At 66.8% G+C, this 15,664-nt stretch carries 15 protein-coding genes; 7 read left to right on the top strand and 8 right to left on the bottom strand.

Translation table 11 applies throughout. From position 1 onward, the window contains the following. Positions 1–79 precede the first annotated feature (79 nt). Positions 80–535: a CopD family protein gene (locus O0K41_RS15015; RefSeq protein WP_005408730.1), complete on the bottom strand. Its 456-nt coding sequence runs from the start codon at positions 533–535 to the stop codon at positions 80–82. 187 nt (positions 536–722) lie between these two features. Here O0K41_RS15015 and O0K41_RS15010 point away from each other — a divergent pair, with 187 nt between their 5' ends. Continuing rightward, positions 723–1,313, top strand: a complete 591-nt coding sequence (locus O0K41_RS15010; protein WP_005408729.1) for a class I SAM-dependent methyltransferase — start codon at positions 723–725, stop codon at positions 1,311–1,313. A 93-nt stretch (positions 1,314–1,406) separates the two neighbouring features. Then, a complete protein-coding gene (gene phaZ / locus O0K41_RS15005; protein WP_005408728.1) occupies positions 1,407–2,714 on the top strand; it encodes a polyhydroxyalkanoate depolymerase in 1,308 nt (435 codons plus the stop codon). A 108-nt stretch (positions 2,715–2,822) separates the two neighbouring features. Here the strand turns inward: phaZ and O0K41_RS15000 are convergent, their stop codons facing one another. After that, positions 2,823–3,812: a sensor domain-containing protein gene (locus O0K41_RS15000; protein WP_049395934.1), complete on the bottom strand. Its 990-nt coding sequence runs from the start codon at positions 3,810–3,812 to the stop codon at positions 2,823–2,825. Continuing rightward, the gene (locus O0K41_RS14995; protein ID WP_308304524.1) at positions 3,809–4,174 is read right to left on the bottom strand and encodes a PadR family transcriptional regulator; all 366 of its coding nucleotides are present in this window, start codon (positions 4,172–4,174) and stop codon (positions 3,809–3,811) included. The genes O0K41_RS15000 and O0K41_RS14995 overlap by 4 nt, the downstream gene beginning before the upstream one ends. Before the next feature lie 136 nt (positions 4,175–4,310). Here O0K41_RS14995 and O0K41_RS14990 point away from each other — a divergent pair, with 136 nt between their 5' ends. Continuing rightward, entirely contained in the window at positions 4,311–5,213 is a 903-nt protein-coding gene (locus O0K41_RS14990; protein WP_108270490.1) for a peptidylprolyl isomerase, read from the top strand. A 576-nt stretch (positions 5,214–5,789) separates the two neighbouring features. On the opposite strand, the gene O0K41_RS14985 is transcribed toward O0K41_RS14990, so the two are convergent. Next, a complete protein-coding gene (locus O0K41_RS14985) occupies positions 5,790–6,662 on the bottom strand; it encodes a DMT family transporter (protein WP_111105508.1) in 873 nt (290 codons plus the stop codon). 115 nt (positions 6,663–6,777) lie between these two features. On the opposite strand from O0K41_RS14985, the gene O0K41_RS14980 reads away from it, so the two are divergent. Then, positions 6,778–7,722, top strand: coding sequence for a LysR substrate-binding domain-containing protein (locus O0K41_RS14980; protein WP_005408722.1), 945 nt, complete (start codon positions 6,778–6,780; stop codon positions 7,720–7,722). A gap of 68 nt (positions 7,723–7,790) precedes the next feature. Beyond that, complete coding sequence (locus tag O0K41_RS14975; RefSeq protein ID WP_005408721.1) at positions 7,791–8,084, top strand: hypothetical protein; 294 nt, start codon at positions 7,791–7,793, stop codon at positions 8,082–8,084. A gap of 31 nt (positions 8,085–8,115) precedes the next feature. On the opposite strand, the gene O0K41_RS14970 is transcribed toward O0K41_RS14975, so the two are convergent. Together O0K41_RS14970 and O0K41_RS14965 are read right to left on the bottom strand one after the other, a co-directional pair. Then, complete coding sequence (locus tag O0K41_RS14970) at positions 8,116–8,904, bottom strand: DUF4349 domain-containing protein (protein ID WP_049448286.1); 789 nt, start codon at positions 8,902–8,904, stop codon at positions 8,116–8,118. Between the two features lie 23 nt (positions 8,905–8,927). Then, positions 8,928–9,284: a GFA family protein gene (locus O0K41_RS14965; RefSeq protein ID WP_012479600.1), complete on the bottom strand. Its 357-nt coding sequence runs from the start codon at positions 9,282–9,284 to the stop codon at positions 8,928–8,930. A gap of 112 nt (positions 9,285–9,396) precedes the next feature. On the opposite strand from O0K41_RS14965, the gene O0K41_RS14960 reads away from it, so the two are divergent. Beyond that, positions 9,397–11,205: a DUF885 domain-containing protein gene (locus tag O0K41_RS14960; RefSeq protein ID WP_005408718.1), complete on the top strand. Its 1,809-nt coding sequence runs from the start codon at positions 9,397–9,399 to the stop codon at positions 11,203–11,205. Between the two features lie 144 nt (positions 11,206–11,349). Beyond that, positions 11,350–12,345 (top strand): polysaccharide lyase, encoded by a 996-nt coding sequence (locus O0K41_RS14955; protein ID WP_108270491.1) that lies wholly within the window; start codon positions 11,350–11,352, stop codon positions 12,343–12,345. Between the two features lie 9 nt (positions 12,346–12,354). Here the strand turns inward: O0K41_RS14955 and agp are convergent, their stop codons facing one another. Both agp and smrA read right to left on the bottom strand, forming a co-directional pair. Continuing rightward, complete coding sequence (agp, locus tag O0K41_RS14950; protein WP_088436639.1) at positions 12,355–13,578, bottom strand: bifunctional glucose-1-phosphatase/inositol phosphatase; 1,224 nt, start codon at positions 13,576–13,578, stop codon at positions 12,355–12,357. Positions 13,579–13,645: 67 nt separating this feature from the next. Next, entirely contained in the window at positions 13,646–15,478 is a 1,833-nt protein-coding gene (smrA, locus tag O0K41_RS14945) for a multidrug efflux ABC transporter SmrA (protein ID WP_164222640.1), read from the bottom strand. Positions 15,479–15,664 lie beyond the last annotated feature (186 nt).

Genomic DNA, 15,664 nt, shown 5'->3' with positions numbered 1-15,664 from the left:
GCATTTGCCCGGCGCTTTCGTTTGCGCCCTGACGGCATCCACGCATGGCGTGGATCTACCGGGTGCAGATGACCCCGCCTCAGAACGGCTTGGCCAGCACCAGCCATACGATCGGAATGAAGGCCAGCAGCGGGATCTCGTTGATCCAGCGCAGCGCGCGCGACGACGGCAGCGCCCTGCCCTTGGCCACGCCCTTGAGCAGGCGGCCGATCCAGCCGAAGTACACCAGCAGCAGCACCACCAGTCCCAGCTTGGCATGCAGCCAGCCGGCGCCACCAGGCGCGACCATGGTCGGGAAATCGGGGATGACCTTGTAGCCCAGCCACAGCACCAGGCCCAGCAGGAATGCCAGGCCGAACATCGAGTGGCCGAAGCGGTACAGGCGCAGGCCCATCAGCTGCAGGCGCTCGGTCACCGCCGGCTGGCCCGCAGTCTCGGCCAGGTTCACCAGGATGCGCGGCAGGTAGAACACCGTGGCCATCCACGCCACCACGAACACGATGTGGAAGGTCTTGACCCAGTAGTAGCTCTGCATGCGCTCGCTCCGGCGGCTGGCGTAGATGGGTACCCATTGTCGCAGTAGAGCCACCCCATGGGTGGCTGCCGCGTCCAATCGCCGCAGCATGGCAGCCACCCATGGCGTGGCTCTACTGCAGGCCCGCCACACCCGGGGGCGCAACACCGTACGATAGGCGCCGTTTTCCCCGATCGCGCACCGCCCCATGGACAAGACCTACGACGCCGCCTATTTCCAACGCTGGTACCGCCGTGCCGACATCGGCGGCAGCGCCCGCCTGGCGCGAAAGGTCGCCCTGGCCGTGGCCAGTGCCGAGTACTACCTGGAACGACCGATCCGCAGCGTGCTGGACATCGGCTGCGGCGAAGGCGCCTGGCGCGCACCGCTGCTGAAGCTGCGTCCGAAGGTCGAATACCTCGGCTTCGACAGCAGCGAGTACGCTGTGCGCCGCTACGGCAGGACCCGCAACCTGCACATGGCCCGCTTCGGCGATTTCGCCTGGCTGCGGCCCTGTGCCCCGGTCGACCTGCTGGTCTGCTCGGACGTGATGCACTACGTGCCCGACCGCGAGCTGCGCGCCGGACTGGCCGGCGTGGCAGAGCTGACGGGCGGCGTGGCCTTCCTGGAGACCTTCGCCGCCGAGGACGCGTTCGAAGGCGACCACGACGGCTTCCAGGCGCGCCCGGCGCGTTGGTACCGCCGCACGCTGGCCCGGCATGGCCTGCAGCCGGTGGGGTCGCACTGCTGGCTCGGCCCCGCCCTGGCAGGCGATGCGGCCGCGCTGGAACGGATGTGAATCCAGATTCATTATTTTCAGCCGACTTAACCTGCGGGACACCCGGATGGGATATGCTGCGCGGCAACATATGACCATACATATTCGGTCGTCATGCTCTATCAACTGCACGAACTGACCCGCAACCTGCTCGCCCCCTGGGTGCACCAGGCTCAGGCCAACGCCAGGTTCTTCGCCAACCAGGGGCACTGGTGGTCGCAGATGCCCGGCGCTGATCGCCTGGCGGCGGTCAATGAACTCTTCCACCGCATCGGCAAGGATTACGAGAAGCCCGAGTGGGGCATCAACGAAATCGACGTCGATGGCGAACGCGTGCCGATCGTCGTGCACGAGGAAGTAAGCAAGCCGTTCTGCAAGCTGCTGCGCTTCAAGCGCCACAGCAATGAAGCCGACCAGCTGCACACCATGCTCAACCAGCCGTTCGTGCTGGTGGTAGCGCCGCTGTCAGGCCACCATGCCACGCTGCTGCGCGATACCGTGCGCACGCTGCTGCGCGACCACCGCGTGTACGTCACCGACTGGGTGGACGCGCGCATGGTGCCGGCCAGCGAAGGCGAATTCGGCCTGGACGACTACATCGCCTACATCCAGGAATTCATCCGCCACCTCGGTGTGGAGCGCCTGCACGTGGTGAGCGTGTGCCAGCCGACCGTACCGGTGCTGGCCGCGGTTTCGCTGATGGCCAGCCGTGGCGAACCGACGCCGCGCACGCTGGTGATGATGGGTGGCCCGATCGATGCGCGATGCAGCCCGACCGCAGTGAACAACCTGGCCACGCAGAACCCGCTGTCGTGGTTCGAGAACAACGTCATCCACACCGTGCCGGCCAGCTATCCCGGCGCCGGTCGCCGCGTGTACCCGGGCTTCCTGCAGCACGCCGGCTTTCTGTCGATGAACCCGAGCCGCCACTTCAGTTCGCACTGGGATTTCTATACCGACCTGGTCAAGGGCGACCTGGAAGACGCCGACGCGCACCGTCGTTTCTACGACGAGTACAACGCGGTGCTCGACATGCCGGCCAGGTACTACCTGGATACGATCCGCGTGGTGTTCCAGGACTTCCTGCTGCCGCGTGGTGAGTGGGTGGTCAACGGCGAGAAGGTCGATCCGTCGGCGATCCGCGATACCGCGCTGCTGAGCATCGAGGGCGAGCTGGACGATATCGCCGGCCTCGGCCAGACCGAAGCCGCACAGGCGCTGTGCACCGGCATCACTGCGGACCGCCGTGAGCATTTCATCGTCGAAGGTGCCGGCCACTACGGCATCTTCAGCGGCCGTCGCTGGCGCGAAGTGGTGTACCCGAAGGTGCGCGACTTCTTCGCCGCGCATGCCGAAGCACCGGCGGCGAAGGCCACGAAGAAGAAGAGCAACGTGACCCCGTTGCGGCGAAAGGCGGGCTGATTCCCGGCAGGGGTCGGTTCCCTTTCCAGCGGAAAGGGCTCTGACCCCAGCATGATGGGATCCGGGGTCAGAGCCCTGTTCTGCGAACAGGATCCGACCCCTGGCCTGTTACAACCGCACCAGCAGGTTCTTGGCGATCAGCCCATGCAGCTTGCCGATGCCGCGTGCCAGATGCATCGTCAGCAGCAGCAGCAGCGCGCCCGCCGCAGCAACCGTGATCGCCACCAGCGGCGATGCAGCCATCGGCAGTACGTTCACGCCATCGACGTACACGCCCGGAATGTCGCCACTGAAGATTGCCGCGACCGGCGCCCAGATCAGGCTCAGCGACAGCGACAGCAGCGTCACCGCGAGGGTAAAGTAGATGACGCCCAGCGGCAGCATCAGCACGAAGTACAGCAGGGTCAGCCAGGTGCGGCCATCGGTGAACATGTCGCCGATGCGCTGCAGCCAGGTACGGCTGCGATCGGTGTAACGCGGACGGCGCGGCATGCGCTCGCCCAGCAGCGCTTCCACCAGCCGCCCTTCCAGCAGCGCCAGCCCGCGCACCGAGCCGAAGAACAGCACGGTCAGCGGAATGCCCACGATCAGGATCAGCAGGCCCAGCGACAGCGACAGGCCGGTCACCACCCAGGTGAAGAAGAAGATGCCGGTAGCCAGCGACAGCAGCATGTAGAACAGCGCACCGTAGGTGTGCGGATCGGTCACCACGCCGAAGAAACGCGCCAGCAGCGAGCGCTGCACCGGCGCCGGCGGCGGTGCGGCCGGCTCGACGCCACTGGCTTCGGCCGCTGCGCGCAGCACCGGTGCGGTATCCGCACGCGGCGTGCGCAGCGCGCGGTTCACCGTCACTTCGGTCTCGCGGTAGATCTCGGCCACTTCGTCCGGCGCGCCATAGCTACCGGCAACGTCGGCGATCACCTCGGCCTCGCTGCGGCCGGGCTGCGCCGCCAGCTCCGAGCGCAGGTATTCCTCGGCGTCGTACAGCGCGTCCTGCACCATCGCCGGGTCGGCACCTTCCAGCGCCACACGCAGCTGCGCCAGGTACTGCGGGATGGTCGTGGGCAGGGCTCGGCCTGCCAGGCTCGGGTCGTTCATTGCGGTACCCCCTCCAACACGGAATCGACGGAATCTCGGGTGGCCTGCCAGGCCTGGCGCCACTGCGCCAGCACGTCGCGGCCACGTTCGTTGATGCGGTAGTAGCGCCGCGGCGGACCGCTGCTGGACGGCTCCACGTGGCTTTCCAGCAGACCGGCAGCCTCCAGGTTGCGCAGCACCGGGTACAGCGCGCTCTGCTTGCCGCTCAGCACGCCCTCGCCCACCCGCTCCAGCTCCTTGGCAATGAGGTAGCCGTACAGCGGCTCCCCGGCCCAGGCCAGCACCGCCAGCAGGGCCAGCGACACCGTTCCGGCGCTCAGCTCCTTCTGGAACTTCTTCAGGTGGACATCGTCCTCGGACATGACCGGGCCTCCACTACGTTGAAGTCCACAGTAGTGCGAAGTTCGGTATAGCGAATGTGTCGTTAGTCATCGTGCCGGTTGGCGTGGCCGGGCCGCTCGCGCAGAATCGAAGCCTCGTTCATGTTCCGGGGATCCCATGCCGCACCTTCGTCGCCTTGCCCTGACCGCCCTCGCCCTGTCCTGCCTGCTGCCCGCCATGGCCAGTTCGGCCACGCCCTACCGCAGCCCGCAGCAGATCCTCGACGCATCGGCGGCCAGCGACTGGCGCACCCCGGACCCGGCCAATCTGCTGTACATGGACCTGCCGGCTGGGCGGGTGATCATCGAGCTGGCGCCGCAGTTCGCCCCGCGCCATGTCGCCAACATCCAGACCTTCGCCCATGAGCACTTCTGGGACGGCACCAGCATCTACCGCTCGCAGGACAACTTCGTGGTGCAGTTCGGCGATGCCGACGCCGATGACGCGGCCAAGGCCAAGACGTTCGGCAGCGCCGCGCGCAAGCTGCCGGCCGAGTTCGAACGCGCCAGCGCCGGCCTGAAGGTCAGCGTGCTGCCGGACCGCGATGGCTGGGCTGCGCAGACTGGTTTCGTCGACGGCTTCCCGATCGGCCAGGATCCGCAGGCCGGCAAGGCCTGGCTGGCCCATTGCTACGGCATGCTCGGCGCCGGCCGCAGCAATGAAGAAGACAGCAGCATCGGCGCCGAACTGTACGTGGTGACCGGCCAGTCGCCGCGCCAGCTGGACCGCAACATCACCCTCGTCGGCCGCGTGCTGAAGGGCATGGAGCTGCTCAGCGCAACGCCGCGCGGACCGGCACCGATGGGCTTCTACACCGACCCGAAGCTGCGCACGCCGATCGTGTCGATCCGCCGTGCCAGCGACGTACCGGCGGCAGAGCGCACGCCGATCCAGGTACTGCGTACCGACTCGAAGACCTTTGCCGATACGGTGGAGGCACGGCGTAATCGCGTGGATGATTTCTACAAGCGCCCGGCGGGGCATATCGATCTCTGCAATATTCCGGTGCCGGTGCGCTGATGGTTTCCTGCGCGTGACGCGTGCTGAAGGTGCTTCACTGTTCATGGGCGTCACTTTTCTTTTCGCGCGAAAAGAAAAGTAACCAAAAGAAACGCGCCGCCAGGTCGCGAGCCGCCGTGCTTCGCACGTCGGTCCCCTGCGCTTCTCGGTGAATCAGGGGACGGTGCCGAACTCGCTGCGCTCAGACATCGGCACCTCTTCGCCCCTGATTCCCCTGCGATGCTCGGCTCACTCAAGGCGGACCCAAGGTCAAGAGCCACAGCTGCACGACGATGCATGGTAGTGCCGGGCCGGGCCCGGCGAGCGAAGCGACCGCTTCTGCCTTTGATCTTGGATCCGCCTTGAGCGAGCCGAGCACCGCAGGTCCGGCGAGGGCGAAGAGGCGCGGGTGTCTGAGCGCAGCGAGTTCCCGCGCCGTCCCTCGACGGGCCGAGGAGCGCAGGGCACCGGTGCGCAGCACCGGCTCGCGGCCGGCGGAACGTTTCTTTTGGTTACTTTTCTTTGCGTACAAAGAAAAGTAACGCCCATGAACAGTGAAGCACCTTCAGCACGCGCAACGCGCAAAACGCCAATTCCTCAGCCCTTCTGGCTCACCGCCACGCTACCCAGAATCAACGCACCCGCAATCAACATCTGCACCGTCACCGCCTCACCCAGGAACAACCAAGCAAACGCCGCGCCGAACAGCGGAATCAGGTACGTCACCGTCGACGCACGCGACGGGCCGATGCGGCCGATCAGACGGTAGAACATCAGGAACGCCAGGCCGGTACAGGCGACGCCCAGCGCGATCGCTGCGCCCCAGGCCTTCAGTGGAATCGCCGCCTGCGGCCAGTGGGTCACCGCCATCGGCAGCATCCACAGCGAGGCACACGACAGCGTTGCCGCCGCCGCTGCCGCCGACGGCAGGCCGGTCATGTGCCGCTTCACCAGGTTCACGCCCAGGCCGTACAGCAGCGAAGCCGCCGCACCGGCCAGCACCGCGGTGCCGATACTCAGGCCGGAAACCTTGGCGGTGGCCAGCACCACTACGCCAGCGAAGCCAACCAGCAAGGCACCGGCGCGGCGCATGCCGATCTTCTCGCCGAAGAACAGGAAGGCGATCAGCGCGGCGAACAGCACGGTCATCGCATTGCAGATCGCGCCGATCGCCGCCGGCGCCTGTTCCGCTGCATAGGCGAACAGCACGAACGGCAACGCCGAGTTGATCAGGCCGATCGGCGCCAGCCACAGCCAGCGCCGCGGCGGGAACTGCGCGCGGGCGCGCCACAGGAACGGCAGCAGCACCAGCGCACCCAGCACCAGCCGCACTTCGACCAGCGCGAACGGGCCGAACGACGGCACCGCCACCCGCATGAACAGGAACGAGCAGCCCCAGATGGCGCCCAGCAGGGTCAATTCCAGCGGCGTGCGCCAATCGCGCTCGGCCGCCTGTGGGACCGCATTCATGCCTTGCCTCCGTACATCGTCAATTCCTCGCCAAGGCGGATAGGATCAGGCGCAGACGCCCGCCGCACAAGCGCGTAGTATCGCTGCCAGCCACAAATATGGTTTGAGGCTCGACATGCTGCTACGCCCTTCCCTGCTACCCGCACTGGCCGTGTTCGCGGTCGCCGCGCGCCACCAGAACTTCGCCCAGGCCGCGCAGGAGCTGCACCTGACCGCCAGCGCGGTCAGCCACCACGTCCGCCGCCTGGAAGAAGTGCTGGAAGTACGGCTGTTCCTGCGCCACGCCCGCGGCGTGCGCCTGACTGCCGAGGGCCGGCAACTGGCCGACGCCGCCAGCGCCGCCTTCACCGATGTCGCGGCCGTCGCCCATCACCTGCAGCCGGATGCCGACAGCGTGCCGCTGCGGATCACCACGCTGCGCTCGCTGTCCTACTGCTGGCTGCTGCCACGGCTGCCGCGCTTCACCCAGGCCTACCCGCACATCCGCATCGAACTGCATACCGGCAGCGGGCTGGATCGCTATGACGACAACGGCCCGGAAGTGGGCATCCGCTACGGCCTGGGCCAATGGCCCGGCCTGCGTGCGCAGCACCTGATGGATGACTACCTGTTCCCGGTCGCCTCACCGGCACTGGCCGGCGTCGAAACGCTGGTCGATCCGGCGCGCATCGCCGACCTGCCGCTGCTCACCGACCTGTCGCCGCAGGGCTGGCGCGACTGGTTCCGCCACGCCGGCGTGCGCACGCCGTCGCCGCTGCCACCCATGCACACCTTCGCCGACAGCACCGATGCGATGCGTGCAGCGGTGTATGGCATGGGCGCGGTGCTGGCGCGCACCCACATCGCCCAGCCCTATCTGCAGCGCTACGAGGTGGTGCGCCTGCCCGGCCCGGCGCTGAAGGCGCGCTATGCGTACCACGTAGTGCATGCCGAAGGACAACCGCCCAGCCCGGCCGCACGCCTGTTCATCGACTGGCTGCTGGAGCAGGCGCAGGACGAACGCACACCGATTCCCGCATTGCCGGACAGCCTGCTCGGGCGTCCGGCCACACGCGCCTGACTGCACCCTCACCCGTTCTTTGCCCGGCGCTGGCTAGGCTGCAGGCAACTCCACAACGTACCTACGCCATGGCCATGCTGCGACTGCGCATCACCGGAACTGAAGACGACGCCCGTGCCATCAGCGACCTGCTGCTCGGCCTGGAGGGCATCGAGCATGTCGAGGAAACCGACGATCTGATGCCGCACATGGACGACGACGATTCCAGCTCGGCCGGGCTGTCCGACGACATCGGCCCGGGCATCCATGAGCTGGAAGTGGAAGTCGGCAATGAAAGCACCGCGCAGAAGGTGCGCGACGCAGTGCAGGAACTGGCGCTGGAGCTGGATGTGTTCGTCGAGTACGAGACCGACGAGGGCTGATGCCGGCGGGCTGCCGGCATCAGCCTCCACCTCAGAGGTTGGGCGGCAGCTTGCGACGGCGGCGGCGCCACCATGCACGCACACCCCAGGCCGCGATCAAGGCCAGCACCGCCACCGGCAGCAGCGCGGCGACGGCGCGGATCAGGAACGCAACGCTGGTGCTGAGGATGCTGCCCGACTCGCTCAGCGCCTCGCCGATCTCGCTGCGGCTGCGCTGGCCGGACGTGGTATCGAAATGGATCGTCACCAGCTGGGTATCGATGCGCCGGCGCTGCTGCGCGGCATCCTTGCTGGCCTGCTCGACACCCGCCTCGATCTCGGACAGCCGCGTGGTGATCGCCATCAGGTCCTCGATCTTCAGGTCTTTGCGGTCCTGGTAGGCCAGCAGCCGCGCGTGTTCCTTCTCCAGCCGCGCCTTGGTCAGTGCGGTGTCGGCCACGGCCTGCGCGAGGTCCTCGGCACGCGTGTTGCGCGACTGCAGCGTGCCGCCCTCACCGGCCAACGCGATCAACGGCTCGGTGCCCTTCGGTGCAATCCGCACCTTGACCTCGCCGCTGGGCTGCTCGCCACTGCGCTGGTCTACCTGCAGCACCGCGCAGTCACCGAACTTCGCGCTCTGGCAGGCCAGTGCCACCTGCTGGATGCGCGGTGCGATCTGCGCCGCTTCCAGTTGCACCTGCACGTCGTGTTCGTAGGCGAGGAATGCGCCTTCCGGTGAAGCGATGGCAGCCTCGGCCGCCGTGGCGCCCGCATCCGCCTCCATGTCGCCCTGCTTGGCGCAGGCGCCCAGCGCCAGCAGCAGCACCGGCATTGCTGCCATGCACATCCACGCGCGCACCGGCCTCACAGTGCGGCCCCGTCGTAGGAGGTCACCGCCAGCGTGGCCAGATCCACTGCAGGCACGCAGCGCACGTTCACCGCCACCATCGGCATACCGCTGCGCGGATCCACCGCCTCGCTGTAGGGGGCAATGCCGCATTCGCGGCAATGGTGATGGTCGATGTGGGCCTTGTTGAAGTGGTAGGTGGCCACGTCCGCCGGATCGGTGCTCAGCTGGAACGCTTCGCGCGGGGCGAACCACAACAGGCTGCCACGGCGGCGGCACATCGAGCAGTTGCAGTCGATGACGTCGCTGATCGGCGCCCCGGCCTGTACGGTGAATGCGATCCTGCCGCAATGGCAGCTTCCCTGGTATTCCATGTTCTGCGCTCCTTTGGAGGGTCCTTGTCTGCGCCCATGGTAATCCTATGGCACGGGGACAAAGCAGCCACGCGGCCCTATGCTCAGGGTTTGACCCCGTACAGGAACGCCGATGCGCCCGCATCTTCTTGCCCTCGCCCTGGTCGCCGCCCTGGCCGGTTGCCAGCCGGCCGACGCCCCGACCAACGCTTCCACTCCGGCCACCAGCCAGCAGGCCGGTGACGCGGCGGTCGATGCCGCCTTCGCCGACCTGTCCAAGCGCGCCCTGGACACCTGGATGCAGCTGTCGCCGGTCAGCGCTACCCAGATCGGTGACCACCGCTACGACAGCGAGCTGGACGACCTCAGTGCCGCCGGCCAGCAGAAGACCCTGGCAGCCTACAAGGCGCTGCTGGGCGAGCTGGACAAGATCGAGGTGGCCAAGCTGGGCCGCGAGAACCAGGTGGACGCAGCGATCCTGCGCAACCAGCTGCAGTCGGAAATCTGGAACGCCGAAGTGCTGCAGTCCGGCAAGTGGGACCCGCAGCTGTACAACGGCATCGCCGGCAGCGCGATCTACGGCCTGATGGCGCGCGAGTTCGCGCCGCTGCCGGAGCGCCTGAAGTCGGCCACCGCGCGCATGGAAAAGCTGCCGGCGATCTTCGCCCAGGCCCGCGAGAACCTGGATCCGGCGCGCGTGCCGAAGATCCATGCCGAGACGGTGGCCAAGCAGAACAAGGGCATCCTCAGCATCGTCGATACCTTCATCACCCCGCACATCGGTGAACTGCCGCAGGCCGACCAGCAGCGTCTGCAGGCCGCCATCGACGGCCTGAAGAAGGCGGTGGACGAGCAGCAGACCTGGCTGGACAAGACCCTGGTGCCGAATGCCAAGGGCGACTTCCGCATCGGTGCGGAAAAGTACGACCAGAAGCTGAAGTTCGCGCTGAGCTCCTCGCTGTCGCGCCAGGAAATCGGTGAGCGTGCACGCGCTGAACTCAAGCGCGTGCGCGAAGACATGTACGGCATCGCGCAGACCGTGCTGAAGGACAAGCCGGGTGCGCCGGAGATGCCGGCCCAGCCGACCGACGAGCAGCAGCAGAAGGCCATCGAAGCTGCGCTGGAACTGGCCTACGCCGACAAGCCGGCACGCGACAAGGTCGTCGACGATGCCAAGGCCGCACTGGAGCAGTCCACTGCGTTCGTGCGCGAGCACGATCTGATGACGCTGCCCGACGCGCCGGTGGACATCATCCTGATGCCGGAATTCCAGCGTGGCGTGGCCGTGGCCTACTGTGATTCACCGGGTCCGCTGGACAAGAACCTGAAGACCTTCTACGCCGTGTCGCCGATTCCGGACGACTGGAACGACAAGCAGGTCGACTCGTTCCTGCGTGAGTACAACTCACGCATGATCCACCTGCTGAGCATCCACGAAGGCACCCCGGGCCACTACCTGGAAGGCTGGCATTCGGCCAAGTTCCCCTCCACCCTGCGTGCGGTGCTGCGTTCGGGCCTGTTCGCCGAAGGCTGGGCGGTCTACACCGAGCGCATGATGCAGGAGCAGGGTTACCTCAACAACGACCCGCTGTTCCACCTGGTGCAGCTGAAGTTCTACCTGCGCACGATCTCCAACGCGATCCTCGACCAGGGCGTGCACGTGGACAACTGGGATCGCGAGAAGGCGATGCACCTGATGACCCACGACGCGTTCCAGCAGGAAAGCGAAGCGGCGGGCAAGTGGGTGCGTGCACAGCTGACCTCGGCACAGCTACCGACCTACTTCGTCGGTGCGCAGGAACACTTCGACACCCGCAAGGCGGTGCAGGAGAAGCTGGGCGACAAGTTCAACCTGAAGGCGTACCACGACCAGGTACTGTCCTACGGCGCACCCCCGGTGCGTTTCGCACGCCAGCTGATGCTGGACCAGCCGATCGAGTGATCGGGACGGTGTGAGATGAAGCGGAGCGGCCCGGGGAAACCCGGGCCGATCTGTTTGTGGGGGAACGCCAGGCCATCTCCGCATCACATGCCGGCAACATGGCCAGGCGCATCGTTCGCCGGATTTCCCTTCCGCCGGTTTCCAATGTCTCTCCCCTTGCGCCTCGCCCTGCTGCCCACGCTGATGGCCAGTGCGGGTGCCTTCGCCGCCTGCCCCGCACCGCCGCCCGGCCAGCCGGACATCCGCGCGCTTGGCTACTACACCGACAAGGTCGGCTCGGTGATCGACCCGGTACTGCACCAGCAAAACAAGGACGCCACTGCGCCGCTGGACCGCTATGCCGCCGACGTCGCGCGCATGAGCGATGACTACCTGCGCACCAGTGACCCGGCAGCGGCACAGTGCACGCTGAGCTGGTTGGGTGCGTGGGCCGACGACGGCGCCATGCTCGGGCAGATGATCCGGGTCAACAACGATCAGTCGTTCTACATGCGTCAGTGGATGCTCGATGCGGTAGCCATGGCGTACCTGAAAGTGCATGACCAGGCCAACCCGCAGCAGCGTGCGCGTATCGATCCGTGGCTGCAGAAGCTGGCACGGGCCAATCTGGCGTACTGGGACAATCCGAAACGGCGCCGCAACAACCACTACTACTGGGGCGGGCTGGGCGTGCTGGCCACCGGCCTGGCCACCGACGACGATGCCCTGTGGCAGGCAGGCCACGCCGCATTCCAGAAAGGCATCGATGACATCCAGGGCGATGGCAGCCTGCCGCTGGAGATGACCCGTGGACAGCGTGCCCTGCACTATCACGACTACGCATTGGCGCCACTGGTGATGATGGCCGAGCTGGCGCGGCTGCGCGGCCAGGACTGGTATGCCAGCAAGGACCATGCAATTGACCGCCTTGCCCGCCGCGTCATCGAAGGCAGCAAGGACCCTGCATGGTTCAACCAGCACACCGGCGTTGCACAGCTGCCCCTGCAGGCCAGCGGCTGGGTCGAGTTCTACCGGTTGCGATCACCGGATAGCGGCCTGTTCGATGCCGCGCATGCACGCGGCCCGTTCCACTCGCCACGGCTGGGCGGCGACCTTACGCTGATGGCCACGCATGGCATCGTGCGCACGCCGCTGCGTTAGCAGCGCGCCTCAGCGGGCTTTCGGATGCAGCAGGCGCTGGAACTCGGCGACGGTGCACTCCTGAGCCGCGCACCCCGGCACACGCAGCACGACGCGGCCCGGCGGCTGCGCGTTGGCCAGCGGCAGCGCATCGCGCAGCTGCGCGGTGGTCGGGTAGATGTAGGCCAGGCGGATCCGTTCCACCCCGCTGTGGCGATCACGCCAGCGTTCGAACTGCAGCAGGCCACCGATCGGTGTCTTCTCGTACTGCCCCGGCAGGCTGTAGTCGCTGATTCCCAACGCCGCCAGCACCGAGCCGATGTTGGAATCGTGACCGACCAGCAGGGTCACCTTCGGCGACGCCGGGTCGTCGAACAACGCATTCACTCTTGTCAGCAGCGGAGCGGCCACATCACGCGCCACCTCGGGCGTTCCGAACAGGATGTCCTGGTAGCGGTTGCGGATCTGCGCCAGCGCCTGCCATTGCGCCTCGGTGGTCAACCGGCCCCAGCCTTCGCGGGGGATGCCACTGCCCTGGTAGTGCTCCATCAACAAGGCATCGACCAGCCCGCTGGCCAGCGCCAGTGATCCGGACGCGCGAGGCTCCTTGCCCGGTTCCGTACTGAAGGTGGTATCGGCCAGCGCCAGATGGCAGTCGCTGTGCCCCTTGCATGCCGTCGACTGCGGATAGCGGGTGATCTCCTCCACCACGGACAAAGCCGGTGCCAGGTCCACTGCGGCCAGCGCTCGCTGCATTGACTCCAGCGCGCGCGTGCGGAATGCCGCGTCGTCGCGGCGGATCACCGGATCGAACAACGGATCCATCGAGCCCAGCGGCATGCGCTGTTCGACCGCAACATGGCAGCCCGGGAAAGCACCGGCAACGAAGAACTGCGCGGTGGCCTGGGTGCGCTGCAGGCTGTTGGCGTACGCGTGGAAGTCATCCTCCTGCGGGCAACCCGACACCGGCAACAGCTGCGCCTGGCGCAGCCACTGGGCGATGTAGCGGCCCATGTAGACCTCCAGCACGCCTCCCTTGGTGGTCAGCTCGCCCGGTGCCACCTCCCAGCGCGGCCAGGTCTCGGGCGTCGCATTGGCGAGCGCGCCGGAGGCCACCACCGGCGCGCGCAGGTTGTGACGGCTGAGCAGGACGACCTGCTCGAGCTGGTCGCCGTCCATGGGTGCCGGCGCAGCCGTGGCAACCGTGGTAACCAGGCTGAGTGCCAGCAACAGGGAGCGCAGGGGGCGGATCATGCAGGTCTCCGGAAACACGCTGGGGTCAGAGCCCTTTCCTGCAGAAAGGGATCCGACCCCGAAGCGATCATTGATCGGCAGCAACAAATCCACCGGTCTGCCGCGCCCACAACCGTGCGTACAGGCCACCGGCCGCAATCAGCTCGGCATGGGTGCCGGTCTCCACGATGCGTCCCTGGTCCATCACCACCAACCGGTCCATGCGCGCGATGGTCGACAGCCGGTGCGCGATCGCGATCACCGTCTTGCCGCCCATCAGCTCATCCAGGCTGTCCTGGATCGCCGCTTCCACTTCCGAGTCCAGTGCCGAGGTTGCTTCGTCCAGCACCAGGATCGGAGCGTCCTTCAGCAGCACGCGGGCAATGGCGATGCGCTGGCGCTGGCCGCCGGAGAGTTTCACGCCACGCTCGCCGACATACGCGTCGTAGCCGCGACGCCCCTGCCCGTCCACCAGCGTGTCGATGAAGGCTTCGGCACGCGCCTTGGCCACCGCAGCGCGCAGCTGCTCATCGGTCGCGTCTGGACGGCCGTACAGCAGGTTGTCGCGGATCGAGCGATGCAGCAGCGAGGTGTCCTGGGTGACCACACCGATCTGCTGGCGCAGGCTTTCCTGGGTGACGCAGGCAATGTCCTGGCCGTCGATCAGGATGCGGCCGCTTTCCAGGTCGTACAGGCGCAGCAGCACGTTGACCAGGGTCGACTTGCCGGCCCCCGAAGGACCGACCAGGCCGATCTTCTCGCCCGGCTTCACCACCAGGTCCAGGCCTGCGATCACGCCACCCTTCTTGCCGTAGTGGAAGTGGATGTCCTGGAAATGCACGCCGCCACGGGTCACCTGCAACGGCACCGCATCCTCGCGGTCCTGCACGGTCAGCGGCTGGGCGATGGTGGTGATGCCATCCTGCACCGTGCCGATGTCCTCGAAGATGCCGTTGATGGTCCACATGATCCAGCCGGACATGTTGTGGATGCGGATCACCAGGCCGGTCGCCAGCGTGATCGCACCGACGGTGATGTGGCCGCCATTCCACAGCCACAGCGCCAGCCCACAGGTACCGGCGATCAGGAAACCGTTGACGATGGCGATGGTCAGGTCCATGCCGGTGGTCACCCGGGTCTGCGCGCGGTGCTTGACCGCCAGTTCCTGGATCGACTCGGCCACGTAGGCCTGCTCGCGCCCGCCATGGGCGAACAGCTTCAGCGTGGGAATGTTGGTGTAGCCATCGACGATGCGGCCCATCGCCTTGGAACGCGCTTCGGACGCAATCCAGGCCCGTTCCTTCGCGCGCGGCACGAAGTAGACCATGATCAACGCATAGGCCAGCAGCCACAGGATCAGCGGCACCATCAGCCGCCAGTCGGCCTGCGCGAACAGGTACAGCGCGGTGCCGGTATAGACCACGATGTACCAGAGCGAATCGACCATCTGCACCGCCGACTCGCGCAGCGAGGTACCGGTCTGCATCACCCGGTTGGCGACGCTGCCGGCGAAGTCGTTCTGGAAGAAGCTCAGGCTCTGCCGCACCACATAGTTGTGCATCAACCAGCGCGAGCGGTTGCTCAGGCCGGGCACGATGGCCTGGTTGACCAGCAGGTTGTGCAGGCCGACCAGGATCGGACGCGCGATGACCGTGATGAACAGCATCCAGCCCAGGTCGTTGGCATGGCGCTTGAAGAAGTCGGCACCGGGCTGCTCGGCGACCATGTCGACGATGCGGCCCAGGTAATCGAACATCGCCACTTCCACCAGCGCCAGCAGCAGGCCGGCGATGAGCGTGGCCAGCAGCACCGGCCACACCGGGCGCAGGTAGTGCAGGTAGAACGGCAGCACCTTGCGCGGAGGCATCCGCCCGTCCACGGGCGGGAACACCGGAATCAGGGATTCAAACCAACGGAACATCGCATTCCCTCGCCATCTTTAGCTGGCGGAGTATCCCATGCCGCATGTGTACGCCGGCCGACGATCGCTGCGGCTGCGGTCGTGCCGGCCGCTGGCCGGCACCCTTGCGACGCATCCGGGGATCATGAGGTTGCCGGCCAGCGGCCGGCACTACCCATCGGATTCGTCAAACGTCAGCGCCGGGCC

Source organism: Stenotrophomonas sp. Sm2128, assembly GCF_030985535.1.
Taxonomy (GTDB): Bacteria; Pseudomonadota; Gammaproteobacteria; order Xanthomonadales; family Xanthomonadaceae; genus Stenotrophomonas; species Stenotrophomonas maltophilia.
The sequence above is the reverse complement of the archived record's forward strand: the minus strand, read 5'-3'. Positions and strand labels throughout refer to the sequence as shown.

Bases quoted from the DNA above. Each gene is read 5' to 3' on its own strand.
- O0K41_RS15015 (WP_005408730.1), bottom strand. From the start codon at position 535: ATGCAGAGCTACTACTGGGTCAAGACCTTCCACATCGTGTTCGTGGTG.
- O0K41_RS15010 (WP_005408729.1), top strand. From the start codon at position 723: ATGGACAAGACCTACGACGCCGCCTATTTCCAACGCTGGTACCGCCGT.
- phaZ (WP_005408728.1), top strand. From the start codon at position 1,407: ATGCTCTATCAACTGCACGAACTGACCCGCAACCTGCTCGCCCCCTGG.
- O0K41_RS15000 (WP_049395934.1), bottom strand. From the start codon at position 3,812: ATGAACGACCCGAGCCTGGCAGGCCGAGCCCTGCCCACGACCATCCCG.
- O0K41_RS14995 (WP_308304524.1), bottom strand. From the start codon at position 4,174: ATGTCCGAGGACGATGTCCACCTGAAGAAGTTCCAGAAGGAGCTGAGC.
- O0K41_RS14990 (WP_108270490.1), top strand. From the start codon at position 4,311: ATGCCGCACCTTCGTCGCCTTGCCCTGACCGCCCTCGCCCTGTCCTGC.
- O0K41_RS14985 (WP_111105508.1), bottom strand. From the start codon at position 6,662: ATGAATGCGGTCCCACAGGCGGCCGAGCGCGATTGGCGCACGCCGCTG.
- O0K41_RS14980 (WP_005408722.1), top strand. From the start codon at position 6,778: ATGCTGCTACGCCCTTCCCTGCTACCCGCACTGGCCGTGTTCGCGGTC.
- O0K41_RS14975 (WP_005408721.1), top strand. From the start codon at position 7,791: ATGGCCATGCTGCGACTGCGCATCACCGGAACTGAAGACGACGCCCGT.
- O0K41_RS14970 (WP_049448286.1), bottom strand. From the start codon at position 8,904: ATGGCAGCAATGCCGGTGCTGCTGCTGGCGCTGGGCGCCTGCGCCAAG.
- O0K41_RS14965 (WP_012479600.1), bottom strand. From the start codon at position 9,284: ATGGAATACCAGGGAAGCTGCCATTGCGGCAGGATCGCATTCACCGTA.
- O0K41_RS14960 (WP_005408718.1), top strand. From the start codon at position 9,397: ATGCGCCCGCATCTTCTTGCCCTCGCCCTGGTCGCCGCCCTGGCCGGT.
- O0K41_RS14955 (WP_108270491.1), top strand. From the start codon at position 11,350: ATGTCTCTCCCCTTGCGCCTCGCCCTGCTGCCCACGCTGATGGCCAGT.
- agp (WP_088436639.1), bottom strand. From the start codon at position 13,578: ATGATCCGCCCCCTGCGCTCCCTGTTGCTGGCACTCAGCCTGGTTACC.
- smrA (WP_164222640.1), bottom strand. From the start codon at position 15,478: ATGTTCCGTTGGTTTGAATCCCTGATTCCGGTGTTCCCGCCCGTGGAC.